The organism is Paenibacillus castaneae (genome assembly GCF_002884445.1).
Classification (GTDB): domain Bacteria; phylum Bacillota; class Bacilli; order Paenibacillales; family Paenibacillaceae; genus Pristimantibacillus; species Pristimantibacillus castaneae.
Genome location: NZ_KZ614144.1, coordinates 5,551,237 through 5,565,637, shown reverse-complemented (window position 1 = coordinate 5,565,637; position 14,401 = coordinate 5,551,237). Strand labels below are relative to the sequence as shown.

General features: G+C 44.5%; 14 protein-coding genes. 6 read left to right on the top strand and 8 right to left on the bottom strand.

What is annotated here, in order from left to right; all coding sequences use genetic code 11:
* Positions 1-17 precede the first annotated feature (17 nt).
* Positions 18-896 (top strand): DUF72 domain-containing protein, encoded by an 879-nt coding sequence (locus CEF13_RS24920; protein ID WP_102714988.1) that lies wholly within the window; start codon positions 18-20, stop codon positions 894-896.
* On the opposite strand, the gene CEF13_RS24915 is transcribed toward CEF13_RS24920, so the two are convergent.
* The 4 genes from CEF13_RS24915 to CEF13_RS24895 all read right to left on the bottom strand — a co-directional run bounded on the left by CEF13_RS24915 (position 888) and on the right by CEF13_RS24895 (position 5,624).
* Entirely contained in the window at positions 888-2,033 is a 1,146-nt protein-coding gene (locus tag CEF13_RS24915; protein ID WP_102714984.1) for a DHHW family protein, read from the bottom strand. The two genes, CEF13_RS24920 and CEF13_RS24915, sit on opposite strands and share 9 nt — an antisense overlap.
* A 20-nt stretch (positions 2,034-2,053) precedes the next feature.
* Positions 2,054-3,436 (bottom strand): MBOAT family O-acyltransferase, encoded by a 1,383-nt coding sequence (locus CEF13_RS24910; protein ID WP_102714982.1) that lies wholly within the window; start codon positions 3,434-3,436, stop codon positions 2,054-2,056.
* Positions 3,437-3,440: 4 nt separating this feature from the next.
* A complete protein-coding gene (locus tag CEF13_RS24905; protein ID WP_102714980.1) occupies positions 3,441-3,968 on the bottom strand; it encodes a DUF4358 domain-containing protein in 528 nt (175 codons plus the stop codon).
* Positions 3,969-4,397: 429 nt separating this feature from the next.
* The gene (locus CEF13_RS24895) at positions 4,398-5,624 is read right to left on the bottom strand and encodes a DUF3895 domain-containing protein (protein WP_102714976.1); all 1,227 of its coding nucleotides are present in this window, start codon (positions 5,622-5,624) and stop codon (positions 4,398-4,400) included.
* Between the two features lie 207 nt (positions 5,625-5,831).
* On the opposite strand from CEF13_RS24895, the gene CEF13_RS24890 reads away from it, so the two are divergent.
* Positions 5,832-6,488, top strand: a complete 657-nt coding sequence (locus CEF13_RS24890; RefSeq protein ID WP_166742914.1) for a pentapeptide repeat-containing protein — start codon at positions 5,832-5,834, stop codon at positions 6,486-6,488.
* 132 nt (positions 6,489-6,620) lie between these two features.
* On the opposite strand, the gene CEF13_RS24885 is transcribed toward CEF13_RS24890, so the two are convergent.
* Positions 6,621-7,460: a DegV family protein gene (locus CEF13_RS24885; RefSeq protein WP_102714972.1), complete on the bottom strand. Its 840-nt coding sequence runs from the start codon at positions 7,458-7,460 to the stop codon at positions 6,621-6,623.
* Positions 7,461-7,721: 261 nt separating this feature from the next.
* Between CEF13_RS24885 and thrC the strand changes: the two genes are divergently transcribed.
* The gene (thrC, locus tag CEF13_RS24880) at positions 7,722-9,116 is read left to right on the top strand and encodes a threonine synthase (protein ID WP_102714970.1); all 1,395 of its coding nucleotides are present in this window, start codon (positions 7,722-7,724) and stop codon (positions 9,114-9,116) included.
* Between the two features lie 103 nt (positions 9,117-9,219).
* A complete protein-coding gene (locus tag CEF13_RS24875) occupies positions 9,220-10,056 on the top strand; it encodes an SPL family radical SAM protein (RefSeq protein ID WP_102714968.1) in 837 nt (278 codons plus the stop codon).
* Positions 10,057-10,108: 52 nt separating this feature from the next.
* On the opposite strand, the gene CEF13_RS24870 is transcribed toward CEF13_RS24875, so the two are convergent.
* Positions 10,109-10,888, bottom strand: coding sequence for a hypothetical protein (locus CEF13_RS24870; RefSeq protein ID WP_102714966.1), 780 nt, complete (start codon positions 10,886-10,888; stop codon positions 10,109-10,111).
* A gap of 92 nt (positions 10,889-10,980) precedes the next feature.
* Positions 10,981-11,352, bottom strand: a complete 372-nt coding sequence (locus CEF13_RS24865) for a hypothetical protein (RefSeq protein ID WP_102714964.1) — start codon at positions 11,350-11,352, stop codon at positions 10,981-10,983.
* A gap of 194 nt (positions 11,353-11,546) precedes the next feature.
* Between CEF13_RS24865 and map the strand changes: the two genes are divergently transcribed.
* Complete coding sequence (gene map / locus CEF13_RS24860; protein ID WP_102714962.1) at positions 11,547-12,296, top strand: type I methionyl aminopeptidase; 750 nt, start codon at positions 11,547-11,549, stop codon at positions 12,294-12,296.
* Between the two features lie 350 nt (positions 12,297-12,646).
* On the opposite strand, the gene CEF13_RS24855 is transcribed toward map, so the two are convergent.
* Positions 12,647-13,129 (bottom strand): GNAT family N-acetyltransferase, encoded by a 483-nt coding sequence (locus tag CEF13_RS24855; RefSeq protein ID WP_244917122.1) that lies wholly within the window; start codon positions 13,127-13,129, stop codon positions 12,647-12,649.
* A 93-nt stretch (positions 13,130-13,222) separates the two neighbouring features.
* Between CEF13_RS24855 and CEF13_RS24850 the strand changes: the two genes are divergently transcribed.
* Entirely contained in the window at positions 13,223-14,329 is a 1,107-nt protein-coding gene (locus CEF13_RS24850) for an aminoglycoside phosphotransferase family protein (RefSeq protein WP_102714958.1), read from the top strand.
* The last annotated feature ends 72 nt before the right edge of the window (positions 14,330-14,401 follow it).

Genomic DNA, 14,401 nt, shown 5'->3' with positions numbered 1-14,401 from the left:
GGGAACGGAGGGATGATATGCCGATTCATATTGGACTAGCGGGCTGGGGTGATCATGATGGGCTGTACAAGCCTGGCACGAAAGCAGGCAATAAGCTAAAGCAGTATGCGGAGCATTTTCCAATCGTTGAGGTCGACAGCACCTTCTATGCGATTCAGTCCAAAGAAAGGTTCCGCAAATGGGTGGAGGATACACCGGACTCGCTTCATTTCATTGTGAAGGCTTATCAGGGAATGACCGGGCATCAACGCGGGGCTGCCGCTTCAACGGATGAACTTATAGATATGTACGAGGCGTTTCGTGGAATGCTTGAACCTGTGATTGAAGCAGGCAGACTGAAGGCAGCGTTGTTTCAATACCCGCCTTGGTTTGACTGTACGCGTGAGAATGTGCGAATGCTCCGCGAGACGAAGCAGCGGATGCAGGGCATTCCGTGCGCGCTGGAGTTTCGTCATCAAAGCTGGTTCACTGCAGAATTTAGGGAAAAGACGCTGGACTTCATGAAGGAAGAGCAGTGGATACATAGTATTTGCGATGAGCCGCAAGCAGGTATAGGCTCCATTCCGACCGTGTTAAATGCAACGGATAAAGCGATTACGATGGTTCGTTTTCATGGACGTAATGCTGCGGGCTGGAATCAGGGCGGTGCTCCGAACTGGCGTGAGGTGCGTTATTTGTATCGTTATAGCGAGGAAGAGCTGCAGGAGTGGGCGAGTATGCTCAAGCAATTACAGGAGCAGAGTGAGCATATTTGCATAATCTTCAATAATAACTCGGGCGGAGATGCGGCGGACAATGCGAAGCAGCTGATGGGACTGCTCGGGCTGTCCCGTCCGGACGGAAGAAGCCCTGTTGAGCCGCCACCGCCCGTTATCGAGCAGTTGGATTTATTTTAGCTTCAATAAATTGTTTTCGGTGATAAACGTTGTTGTATTGAATAAAAGAAGGACATCCTTGATCCCATTCTTCTCCATATAATCGCTGATGCTGCCATTATAGTAGCGAATGTCGATGACATGAATATCTTTCACATGCTGGGTCAGGAAAGGCAGGAAGCTGTGCGCATACGAATCCTTGATGACCAGCATCTTCTGCTGATCGACCTGCTCCGGCGGAAGCTCCGTATGGAGCGTCATCAGTGCATGAACGCCGCCTAGAAAATACGAATATTTATCCTTCTTCGACAGATAGCTGCTTGCATACATACTTTTAAATGTCTCATTGGTATCCGCGATATACATTTCTGTAGGAATACCGTTCTTCGGCATGTAGGTTTGAATGGAATCTGGCGTTAATCCGCTGAATTGACTGCGCGTATGATAGCTGCCGAGAAAGGAGTCCGTGACCGTCTCAATATTGAAGTCATCCTCGGAGAGCGGAGTCCAGCCCATTTGCTTGGCATAAGCAGCGTACGCAAGGTAAGCGCCATAGGTTGTCCAGTGATGATCGGTCTTATAATATATGGCTTTCTCAGAGTCAGCTGCAGGACGGAGAAACTGGAATCCGTCCATAAACGTTAGGCTGCTCTGAAGCTCCTGCCCGATGAGATGATTCACGTCGGTTTGCGGATAAGCCTCGGCCAGCCACGGCAGTCGCTCAGGATATAGACCTATTGAGGTTGGCGCCAGCAGGAATGTCAGATTGGCACCTTGATGATTGTTCGCAAATGCACGGACAGCATCCGTGTATTTCAGAATGGCTGTCTGGTCGGGTTTATTGAATTTTTCAAACAAATAGCCATCCTTCCCCCTGTAAATGCCGTTATTTTCTTGCTGCAAACGCATCTGCTCCATGAGAGATTTCGCCCCAACCCATTGCGTTCGAAACGGGAAGTGATCCGTTACATAGCTTTCCGAATCATCTGTAAATTTTTTGGACCACAGATTCTCCCAAGTCAGCTTAGGCACCTTTTGAAGAGGTCGATTCTCGACATCAGAGAAAGATTTAACCGGCAGCGCGAAGAATAAGAGGGACATAGCAAACAAAATGCTTACAAAGCCCCATGCGTATATGCGATCTGTTCCTTTGTTCATCGAAGCCTGCCCCTCTTTCATTAAAATCGGAAATATAGGAATGGATTGAATGTAGCATCAACTAAATAAGCTACGGACATGAGAAACAGCAGAGCATGCCAGCCTAGTTGAACGATGGGATTTAAGCTTCGTTTGGATTTTGGCTTTGGCAAAGAAGCGATAACGAGTAATACAAGCAATATCGCGTTCGTATATAGCAAATAAAGTGTTTCGTTATTCCATAAAGGTTGATGATTAGCACCAGCCATTGCACTAAAATAATTTGCCATATGGGGCAGCTCGTCGAAAGCGAAAAATACCCAGCCGATGAGAATGAGCAGCAGAGCGTAGCTGTGCCGCAGCCAAGAGGGAAGCCGCTGAAGCAGCTTAAGCCCGACCCATTTTTCGAAAATAAGAATGACCCCGAAGTATAATCCCCACAGCATAAAGTTCCAGCTTGCACCATGCCAGATTCCTGTAAGCAGCCACACGATCAGAATATTTCTTATTTGCTTCCACAAGCCTTTGCGATTTCCGCCGAGCGGGATATAGACGTAGTCTCGAAACCAAGTGCTCAAGGAAATATGCCATCTCCGCCAGAAATCAGTAATGCTTTGCGCGGTGTACGGCTTGTTGAAATTCTCATTAAACCGGAAGCCAAGCATAAGCCCGAGTCCGATTGCCATATCCGAATAGCCGCTGAAGTCAAAGTAGATTTGGAAGGCAAAAGCGATAATGCCAATCCAAGCGGTGAGAGCGGGAAGCGTATCCGCGCTGGAGCTGGATATGGTATTCCACAATAAGCCAATATTGTTCGCAAGCAGTACTTTTTTGGCTAAACCGATAATAAATCGTCTAACGCCTTCAGCGAACAACGAAGCGTTGACGGTACGGTGACGCAGCTGTTCGGCGATTGTCGAATATTGAACGATAGGCCCAGCGACAAGCTGAGGAAACAAGGCGACGAATGTTGCGAAATCGATCCAGTTCCGTTGTGCCTTTGCTGTTCCTCTATAGATGTCAATGATGTAGGACATCGATTGGAATGTATAGAACGAAATGCCGATTGGCAGGGCCAGCTCGGTTAACGGAATTTGCGTACCTAATAAAGCATTAATGTTGTTGATCAGGAAATCTGCATATTTGAAATAACCAAGTAAGGTTAGGTTGACGATAATGGAGGAGACAACAATCCATTTTCGCTGGACGCTGCTTAGCTTTGGACTGCTAAGAAGCAGTCCGAAGCTGTAATCGGTAATCGTGGATAGCAGCATAATTGCAATATATACTGGCTCGCCCCATGCATAGAAGATGAGGCTTGAAACGAATAAAACGAAGTTTTTCACGCGCCAAGGAGATAGGAAGTAAACGAGTAATACAGCCGGAAGGAACAGAAACAGAAATAATAGGCTGCTGAATACCAAGGTATTATTTTTGCTCGAAGAAGGCGTTAAATTCGTTTACGAGCTTATCGGCCTCTTCCGAGATGACAAAAAATACATAGTTGCCTTTTGTCACGAGCTTATAGTTTTTGGCATTCTCATATTGATCGGGCAAATAAGTTTCGAATTGCTTCTGAATGTCAGCGGCGCGCTTCTTCACGCCTTCCTCGATTGCAGCGATTTGGGATGCTTCCTTCACTTTAAAGATCGCAATTTCATTTGTTTTTACATTCATCATAGGCATCATGATTGTATATTGTTCTAATTGAGCAGGATCGAAGTAATACATTTGATTAACCATGTCGACTGGCATTTCCATAAGTGCTGGCTGTTCGATCTTAGCCAGCATAGCATCGATCATTTCTTTAGTTGTTTGTGTCGGAGCTTTTTGTTCTTCTTTACTGCCGTTGCCGTTTGCATTGCCGCTCGAATTATTTGTGTTTGCACCGGAGCATGCTGTTAGAACGACTCCCAATACGATGACAAGCATAATCGAAAAATAACCTTTTTTCATGATGTTTTAATCTCCTTGTTGTGTTTTTTTGTTGCTCAATGAATTAAAACGGGATTACTTCTTGTAATGTTGCATGAATTAGTATTGTGTTAATATATGGAAATGATTAATATATTATTATTTCTGATTTTTGAGAATGCAACCGAGTTGTACTTTGGGGGAAACAAAGGCGAAGAGATAACCGAGTTTGGATTGATAGGAGAAGAAACCTTTTGGGATGAGATTTCAGTTAGTAAGAAACATGTATTTGGTCTACCAACTAAATGGGTAAGTGGAGTATGCGGTGCGATGTGTGCTTTATATTATTTAGCACGAACTGGGTCGCAATGGGCGCTGCGATGACCATTGCGAGCCTGCCAACCGTGCTTATTACATTCTGTTTAGTGAGCGGGTAGAGGATGCGTTAACCGTTGGCTCAGCTGTAAAAGGTTAATTTGTTACTTTCGCGTTTGCATAGATGCGATCCTCTGACGTTGCGGTAACCAGCTCGCATTTGCCGGCTGCGGCAAGCCTATCCAAGTATGCGGCAACGCCAAGGTAGACAGTCGGCTTGCTCGTGGACATTCGGTCGTCCCGTACAAGCTTCTGCTCGATTAGAAATTCGGAGATGGATCTGGCGCTTATACGACCGAACGGCAGGGCATCATCCACAACCTGCTGCGCAGCAGTAGACAGGAAGAAGGGATTGGAGCTCGTCGGTATGAATTCAGTGCTTGGTCTTTTGTCCGTATCTTTGACAGGAGCCGCTTCCTTATTGTTGGCAGCTTCTCCAAAGCCTTGTGCGCCTTGATTATAGTCTGTGTCAAATGCAAAAGCGCCTTGGCTGTTCTCCACATCATCAAACAGGAACGTTCCCTGACTGTCTGCAAGCTCATCAAATAGGAAGGCGGCTTGTCCTTCTGTTTGTTCATCGAAGACAACTGCGGATTGATCGGAGTCCGCTTGGCCGAAGTCGAAAGCGCCTTGACTTGAATGACTTGTATCAGCATCTGTCTTCGGCTGCTGCAATGCTGCAGCGGCGAATGGAGGTTCTTCGTTAAGTGCTATAGCGGCAGCAATTCGTTTTTGTCTGCTTATCTGATCGAGCTCTCGCATTCTGCTGCGAAGTCTGGCAAGCTGTCTGTCGAGCAGAGGCAGGTTGGCATCGAGCTGCTCCTGAATATCCTGCGGCACCTCAAGTTCAGCCGGAAGCGGCAAGAACAAGTGCTGATCAAGCTGCCAGTTATCCCGATATTTGCTTAATACCTCGTTCATTTCAGCGTCAAGCACATCAAAGCCTTTCAGAATCGAGGATATGGCCTTGGCATCAATACCGGTATGAAGCTGTAAATGCTCGATGCCAAAGTAACGCATCGTGTTCGTTGGCACATGCAGAACCTGATGCTGATAACGCAGCGACCGTCCGCATTCGCATTTCGTATGAGGCGACACCTCGCCGCTATCGGTGAAGCCGACATAATCCCATTCCTCTATAAGAGCTTCAATATCCTTGAATTCGGCATCCTCCGGAATAAACTGGCATTTCTTGCGGGCAAGCTGGCGCGCGAAGAGAGTTCTTCTGCCCCTAACGAGCTCATGATGAATGAAATGACGCTGCTCCTCGGTCAATCGTTCCATGATAGCATCACGCTGCTCCAATGTTAATTCGTATTTCATCCTACACCTCCACAGCTTTGAAAAAGAGCTAAAACGGACAACTGTTTATTCACATTATAAATCTGCTTGATCAATAAGTCATTAGTGCCCTAACTCAGGGATTCTATCAACTGTTGTCGAATGCTCATTACGATTCGTATATAATGAAGGATAGGCAAAGTGAGCAGCTGGCAGCTGCAGCTGCTGCATGAGGAGGGAATGAAAAGAATGTCCAGCAAAAAAATAAAAATCGAAGCTCCAAAAATACCAAACCATCTCGAAGCATTAGATGTCCCCGATTATGAATGGTCTGATGAATATGAAATAAGCGATAGCATCATCAAGGATTGCAATATTCACAATCAGTCGGCCTACAAGCCGTGCTTCGATCGCGTTTTTTTTCAAAATGTGGTGTTTCGGGGAACGAGTTTGCGCAAGGCTGAATTTACGGATGTTCGATTTGAAAATTGCGATTTATCGAATATAGATTTGAGTGAAGTGATTTTGCACCGTGTTGCCTTTGTGAACTGCAAGCTGCTAGGTATGGATATTACGGGTTCTACTTTACGGAATGTTCTTTTTGAACAGTCCTATGCCGATTATGCGGTTTTGCGCTTCTCGAATGTTAAGGCTGTTGCGTTTGTGAATAGTTCGCTTGCGAAGGCGGATATGTCCAATATGACATTATCCAGCTTTTATTTGAAAGAAACGAATATCGATCAAGCTCAGCTTTCTCAGACGAAGCTGGGTGGCATCGATATTAGCAGCTGCGAATTTAACAGCTTGGGTGTCACGCTGGAGGATTTGAGACGATGCATTATATCGCCCGCTCAGGCAATAACAATGGCAACGATCTTCGGATTGGTAGTGAATGACGAAGTGTAAGGAAAAACAAATACTCATCCGAACGAGGAATTGTTAGAGGTATTCTAAATGATGCCGATTGGGGAGCTAGAGTTACGAAATGGCTCTCAATTTCAATAAGCGAAAGCGCCAGCCATTTCATGCTCTCGATAATTATTTCGTGTAGTACATGAAGCCGATAGCACCGGGTCCAGTATGTGTCGTTATGACAGGCGTTGCTGGCTGAATACAGACGGGAACGGAGACGATCCGCCCAATTTCCTCCCGAAGCCGTTCAGCTAAAGAAAGATTGTCCGCATGTGAAATCCCAATTTCAGCAACTTCTTTTCCTTTTATATCTTCCATAAACCGCTCCATTAATCTTTGAACGATTTGGGACGACGTACGTACTTTGGCGAAGGGTGCTAATACTCCTTGTTCGAGCATCGCAATGGGCTTAATGTTCAGGATCGTGCTTATCCAGCCTTTTGCTTTGCCGATGCGTCCGCCCTTAACTAGATTTTCTACGGTAAGAACGACGACAAATAAAGTGGTGTTGGCGAAAATTTCTTTCAGGCGCTGGGTAATCGATTCTTCTGAACTGCCCGTTTGGGCCATTTTGGCCGCCTCGATGACTTGAAAACCAAGCGCTTGAGAAATCATCTGTGAATCGATGACGATTACGCGGCTGGAAGACATTTCAGCCGCAGAGCATGCTGTCGCATAGGTGCCGCTCATGCCGCTTGTCATGTGAATAGATATAATCAAGTCTCCTTCGCTTCCAAGGCGATCATAGGCTTCAACAAATACACCTGCGGAAGGCTGCGATGTTTTTGGAAGCTCCTTCGAATTTTTCATTTTTTGAATAAATTCAAGCGGAGCTATCGTGACATTATCTTCATAGCTTTCCCCGTCCACATACACGGATAATGGGATGACTTCCACATTGTATTGTTCCAGCAGTTCCTTTGGCAAATCGGTTGTGGAATCCGTAACGATCCTGATGCCAGGCATATTCAGCCTCCTTCGTTGTAATAGACATTAGTCATTACGGATATTATCATGAAATGTTTCGTGATACACGAATTGTTCATACAATTGGTCATTTGTTCTAATAATCAGTATTGATTGTCTCATTAGATAAGGCGACTCCTTTTTCTTCACTCAAAAATGATATAATATCATGAAAACAATCGATTAAAATGGAAAACGATGATATGATTTAGACAAACATAAATGACGATTAATCGCGTGCTTAATAGGAGGCTATTACAGATGGAATACATCAGTACAAGAGGCAATGTTGGAAAGATTGGCTTTATCGACGCCTTTATGATGGGTTTAGGAAATGATGGAGGCCTGCTCGTACCGAGTGAAATTCCGGTTATTTCACAGGAAACGCTGAAGGAATGGCAGGAGCTTAGCTATCAAGAGCTTGTGCTTGCTATTTTCTCTTATTATACGAATGGTGAAATTCCAGAGCAGGATTTGAAAGACATGGTCTATGCGAGCTATTCCACCTTCCGTGACCCGGAAGTGACACCCGTTCGCAAATTAAAGGCTGATCTCTATTTGCTGGAACTATTCCACGGCCCAACCTTCGCTTTTAAAGATATTGCTTTGCAATTCATGGGACAACTATATACGTATGTCGCTGCCAAGCAGAACAAAAAAATTCATATTCTCGGTGCGACCTCCGGTGATACTGGCGCATCCGCAATTGAAGGTGTCAAAGGCAAGGAAGGCATTAAAATTTGTATTCTGCATCCGCATGGCAAGGTAAGTAAAGTGCAGGAGCTGCAGATGACGACGGTTCAGGATGACAATGTATTGAATCTATCGGTAGATGGCAACTTCGATGATTGCCAGCGGATGATCAAGGATTTATTCGCTGACCTAGACTTCAAGGCTAATAACCAACTGGCTGCTATTAACTCGATCAACTTCGTACGAATTTTGGCACAGACGGTTTATTACTTCTATGCCTATTTCCAAGTTGTGAAGCAAACGGATGCGAAACAAGTAAACTTCAGCGTTCCAACAGGCAACTTTGGAGATATTTTTGCAGGTTATTTGGCGAAGCGGATGGGGCTGCCGGTAGGCAAGCTTATTCTGGCTACCAATGAAAATAATATTTTGGAGCGTTTTATACTTGAAGGGGTTTATAAGCCTGGAGATTTCCGCAGCACTTACAGCCCATCCATGGACATTCAAGTAGCGAGCAACTTTGAGCGTTACTTATACTATGTGCTCGGAGAGGATTCCACACAAATCCGCACGCTAATGGACCAGTTCAAAGCAGAAGGACAAATTGTCATTTCAGGCGAAGCGCTGAGCAAAGTACAAGCGGAGTTCGGTGCGCATGGCGTACAGGGCCAGGAATGCTTGGATACCATTCAGAAATATAAAGCGGAAAATGATTATTTGCTTGATCCACATTCCGCTTGTGGCGTAGCAGCAGCAGATAAATACAGCAGCGACCAAGAAATTACTGTATCGTTAGCTACCGCACATCCGGCGAAGTTCAATGAAGCAATCGCACTTTGCGGCATAGAGCAGCAGTTCCCGGCTCAAATCAGTGCGTTATTCGAGAAGCCGCAGCGTCAGACACGTGTTGACGGCTCGCTTGAAGCAGTTGTAAAAGAACTGGAAGCATTCTATAACGCTTAACATTCATCATCAAATGATTAAGGCTGTGGCTGCTAAGGGAAAACCTTCTGCTGCAGCCTTATTTGTTTTAAATGTAAGGAAAGGATGAGAGGGGGAGTGAATCATGAGGACAGAGCCTTTGCTGGAAGTGAATACGACATTTCCGAACAAAATATTGACTGCTACGGGTGGATTTCTTAACGGGTACAGCCATTCTCTAAATCCATATGTGGGATGTTCATTTGCATGCAGCTACTGCTATGTACGAAGAAGTCCAGTCGGTCTATTTCGGAAGCAAGAATGGGGAACTTGGGTCGATATAAAGCAGGAGGTTGACTCGAAGATTGCGAAGGAAATTCGTCTGGCACGAAAGAAAGGTCCGGTTACGATATTCATGTCCTCCAGCACAGATCCCTATCAGCCAGTTGAGTTTAAACAAAAAGTGACAAGAGCATTATTAGAGCAGATGGCTCTGGAGCAGCCTGATTTCTTATTCGTACAAACGAGAAGTCCTCTAGTCACAAGAGATATAGATTTATTCAAGGCATTTGCTAAAAACATTATGGTTAGTGTAACGGTGGAGACGGATCTAGATGCTGTTCGTAGAGTGTTCTCGCCTTCTGCTCCCCCCATTCAGGCCAGATTGAAGGCGATAAAGGAGCTTCGTGATGAAGGGATACCTGTCCAAGCTGCGGTAGCACCGGTGCTGCCCTTTTCCGAGGCGTTTCCGAGAACCCTGTCTCAGCTTGTAGAACGGGTTTGCATCGACGATTATTACTCGGGTGATGGGAGCGGCGGCAAGAGAACAGAAAAGCTTCGCATTGGAGAGCTTTATTCGGAAGCGGATAGGGCGCATTGGTTTTCGAAGGATACCCATCTGCATGTTAAAGCAGCTTTTTTGCGTGAATTTAGACAGGAGCACATTCATTTAAGCCAGTCAGGCTTCTTGCCTCCCCAATAGGACGAATGGAAAGGGGAGCATGCGTCGGCATACTCCCCTTTCTTCTAAGCAGTCAGGACTTTTCTTTTTGAATTTTTGCAGGATTATTGATTTTGTATGGCACAGGATGCTTGGTTAGCTTCTTGGTTACGATTTTTCCTTCAAACGATAGAGTATCGCCAATTTCCAGCTCCAGTTTTTTGAGTGTGGCACTGTGGCTTGACCAGGCAACGCCAACACTGATAGCAGGCTCAATAATAGAAACGGAATCATAGATGACCACTTCATCATCATTATCGGAGAAATTATTCGGTACGGTCGTAAATTCGATTACAGTAGCGGTCATTTTAACCTTATCTTCCGGAAGCTGAAGCTTTGGCGCCTTTTCTTTTTTGGCCTTTCCCTTTGGCGGTTCTTGAGCTGCAGGCTCCTCTGTCTGATCGGCAGCTATTGCAGCTATCGGAGCTTCTTCAATTGGATCTACATCAAAAGGCGGTGCCTCGTTCTCCATGATTAAAAGCTCCGTACTCTCAAGCTCTGTACGCTCAGGCTCCGCCGCTTCCTCCGTTACGAGCGAAACCTTCTGTCCGTAATTCGAAGCTTGCATCTCCTTCAAGTAGGAAGGATGAATGCAATGCTGCTGTTCATTCTCAAATTGAATAACCGCGGTCATTTTGTCGACGTATCCAACGATGCTACAGGATAAATTCATGCCGTTCCCTTTGTAGAAAAAAGCTTTTGTTTTAGTTGCTTTCCCAGACAGCAAGCCCCAGTCTCTACACTTTTCGATTTGCTCAGCCTCGTCTTCGAAGGCGTTATATGTAATTGGTTTTATGACAAATGTATGCAGCATTTTTTCTCCGCCCTTCGTTTTTGAGCAACATATTATTCGTATTATTTACATAAATTATAAATAAAAGTCCTTTTCCAGCTCCAATGGATGAATTACACATTAGATGTTAATTCTTTAAGCGCATCGGATAAATTTTCGGCTGCTTCTTTGGCAATAAGAAGGACCTTAGTTACTTCTTTGTCAGCTTCGTTCGCCTGCTCTACAGCTTCTATCGCTATGAGTGTGGAATCCGCAGCTTTCATTATTGCTTCTAAGCTATTTTTGGAAATCGAATGAATCAATTCTGGATCTTTGCATTGTCTTAGTATTTCAGAAATTAAATCTACAGCTTCAATGGCTGAATTAGCTTCAAACTGCAGTCGAATAGCCTTCTGCCTTAGCTCATACGCCCTGGCACTCACTATATCGGATGTTTCTCTCGCTTCTTTCATAGATTCAAGTAGATGATCTAATTTATCTATCATATACATCCTCCCCTGAATGAATAAAATTAAAATTATTGTACAATAGGATTGTTCATATGTGAACTAGTATACAATGTACGTTTGTATATTTACACACAAATTGTGCTAAACGAAACGTTGATTGATTTGTAATTGGAGTCTGCAATGGTTAGAATAAACAAACCAACAAGAATGATTTAGGCAAGGAGAATGATATGATAATTATTAAAACCAAGGAAGAAATTATGAGAATGAAAAAGGCGGGCGAAATTCTAGCAGCCTGTCATCGTGAGCTAGCGCAGCTGATTAAGCCTGGCATGACTACGATGGAAATCGACCAATTTGCTGAGAAATTTATGAGAGCTCAAGGAGCGATACCCGAACAAATAGGCTATAATGGCTATCCGTATGCTACTTGTACCTCGGTTAACGATGTTATATGCCATGGTTTTCCGAATAAGACAGCAGTTCTCGTTGACGGGGATATTATTACGGTGGATATGGTCGTCAATTATGAGGGCTGGCTCGCCGATTCGGCGTGGTCATATCCAGTCGGCAATGTCTCGGAGCAGTCTCAGAAGCTGTTAGATGTAACGAAAGAGTCGCTATATAAAGGGATAGAGCAAGCAGTAGTGGGCAATAAAATCGGTGATATCTCCCATGCCATTCAGGTTTTTGCAGAGGCGCAAGGCTTCTCAGTAGTGAGGGATTTCATTGGTCATGGAATTGGTCAGAAAATGCATGAAGAGCCGCAGGTTCCTCATTATGGGCCGCCTAATCGCGGCACAAGATTGAAGCCGGGAATGGTTATTACAATTGAACCGATGTTAAATACGGGGACATACCATGCCAAAATCGATTCGGACGGATGGACCGCCAGAACGGTAGATGGCGGCCTCTCAGCCCAGTATGAGCATACACTGGCGATTACGGAAGAAGGACCTATTATTCTGACTGCGCAATAGAAATCAAATAGTGAAATGAAATGTACACCCTCAAGGCTAATGCCTTGGGGGTGTTGTTGGTTTTGCAGAGCGTGCGCGACTTTATAGGGTGTCACTAGGATGGAAAAAAGCTCTATTCTTTTTTATTTCCATAGCATATAATAATGTTCATTATCCATGTTTTGGAATTAGAATGTAATGTTGTTATATCTATTAAAAACAGTATAAAAAAGCTGGGATGAAGGGACGATTAGACGAATGAGCATAATTGAAGTGAAAAACCTTAAAAAGGTTTTTCGGCAAGCGGTGAAAGATCCCGGTCTAGCCGGGGCGGTAAAGCATCTCTTTACGCAGCAGCGTTGGGAATTAAGCTAGCGGATCATATTCCTCTTCATAATCAAAAACGCTGTTCCATTGTTATCGAAAAATGCCGTCGTGACAAAACCGGCATTCGTATAGAGTCTAATAGCTCTCTGATTAAATTTAGCTACGCTTAATCGAAGGGCTTGAGGCTTGAATGCCGCTTCTGCGAATTGTATGCCTGCTGATAGAAACAACATACCGCTGCCTCTTCCAATCAGATTGGGATTCATGCCGAGGCCGATATCAAGGACATCATCTCCTCGATATAATCCAAGCTGCCTGCTACCACCAACCTGAGCATTTGAGCCATAACAGAAAAAGCCAATCAGCTCGTTAGGATTTTGCTTTGCCTTTACTGCGAAATAGGTACCATCCATTAATTCATTCCTCGCATCAGGGCTGTCCTCCACATCATAGAAGGAATACTCGTCTGGATACGTCCATTGACATATTTGCAGTGCTTCGTCTATCAAAAGGGGTTCTATATGCACGCGATTGCCACCTCCGAACCTTCTCATTGCGATTATATAACGGTATTTGGAAGCAATAATACAAAAAAATAAGATTATTCAGGAGTCTGATAGATGAATTTACGAACTCAAAAAGTGGAAAACCACATGCTTACACCTATATTACGCAGCATATTAAAGGTTGAATCAGCTAGCTCCATTGATTTCGAATCAGAGGTATTACAAGGTGGTACTTTGGGTGACGTTTATCTTATAAAGGGTACCGGTAAGCATGACGATTCGGATAATTCAGCTGAAATGAAAGTAGTAAACTGGTCAGCCGTACTGAAGATCCAAAAGGAATATCACCGCTTCGGAGATCCGGAAAGCTGGCGGCGCGAGATGCTTCTCTATCAATCTGACATATATGAGCATCTGCCGGACAATGTAAAGGTACCACGTTGTTACGCTCTTGAAGAGCGTGCTGATAAGGAAATTTGGTTATGGCTGGAGAAGGTATCAGGCAGCAGCGGCACGCAGTTCTCATTAGAAAATTATGCCGTGGCTGCGCGTCACTTGGCTCAATTTCAAGGACAATTTCTTACTAAGCGAACTCTTCCTTCATATCCTTGGCTAAGCTCACAATATCTGCTTGTGAAGACGATTTCAGATTGGGGAACGCAAGCCATTCCTTGGCTTCAAACAAATCATGCCAGTCCGGTCTTCTCGAAAGATATTATGGAAGGTGCAATGATGCTTTGGACGGAGCGAGATAGGCTGCTTGACGTTTATTATGCTCTCCCGCGAACTGTCTGCCATCGTGACTTTAGCGCGGGCAACTTATTTGTTTCGAAGACAGCAGAGAACATAGATCAGACAACTATTATTGATTGGGATTGTGCTGGAATAGGGATAGCTGGTGAAGATATAGCAGATTTAGTCGGTGAAGCTCTCGTTTTCTATGAATTTGATCCGGCTGAAGCTGTTAGATTAGAGGAAACAGTCTTATCCAGCTATTTATTAGGACTTATGGAAGCTGGCTGGAGCGGCGACGAGAAGCTCATCCGGCATGGTTATTCTATCAGCTTGGTGCTCGGCTGGTGCTTTAGAATTATTTGTCGTGCTCAGCATACAGAGAATCGAGAAGTATTAGAAAGGTATGCAACTATACTGAACTTTATAATGGAGAAGGCAGATGGTTTAAGAAAGTTAGAGCATGTCATTAACAATAGCTCAAAATAAAAAGAGATTCCTCGTGATACGAATTCGCAAAAGGAATTCTTGTTCAATACCTAGAATAATTAATATGGATAT

Coding starts and splice junctions, on each gene's coding strand:
- CEF13_RS24920 (WP_102714988.1), top strand. CDS start 18: ATGCCGATTCATATTGGACTAGCGGGCTGGGGTGATCATGATGGGCTG.
- CEF13_RS24915 (WP_102714984.1), bottom strand. CDS start 2,033: ATGAACAAAGGAACAGATCGCATATACGCATGGGGCTTTGTAAGCATT.
- CEF13_RS24905 (WP_102714980.1), bottom strand. CDS start 3,968: ATGAAAAAAGGTTATTTTTCGATTATGCTTGTCATCGTATTGGGAGTC.
- CEF13_RS24895 (WP_102714976.1), bottom strand. CDS start 5,624: ATGAAATACGAATTAACATTGGAGCAGCGTGATGCTATCATGGAACGA.
- CEF13_RS24890 (WP_166742914.1), top strand. CDS start 5,832: ATGTCCAGCAAAAAAATAAAAATCGAAGCTCCAAAAATACCAAACCAT.
- CEF13_RS24885 (WP_102714972.1), bottom strand. CDS start 7,460: ATGCCTGGCATCAGGATCGTTACGGATTCCACAACCGATTTGCCAAAG.
- thrC (WP_102714970.1), top strand. CDS start 7,722: ATGGAATACATCAGTACAAGAGGCAATGTTGGAAAGATTGGCTTTATC.
- CEF13_RS24875 (WP_102714968.1), top strand. CDS start 9,220: ATGAGGACAGAGCCTTTGCTGGAAGTGAATACGACATTTCCGAACAAA.
- CEF13_RS24870 (WP_102714966.1), bottom strand. CDS start 10,888: ATGCTGCATACATTTGTCATAAAACCAATTACATATAACGCCTTCGAA.
- CEF13_RS24865 (WP_102714964.1), bottom strand. CDS start 11,352: ATGATAGATAAATTAGATCATCTACTTGAATCTATGAAAGAAGCGAGA.
- map (WP_102714962.1), top strand. CDS start 11,547: ATGATAATTATTAAAACCAAGGAAGAAATTATGAGAATGAAAAAGGCG.
- CEF13_RS24850 (WP_102714958.1), top strand. CDS start 13,223: ATGAATTTACGAACTCAAAAAGTGGAAAACCACATGCTTACACCTATA.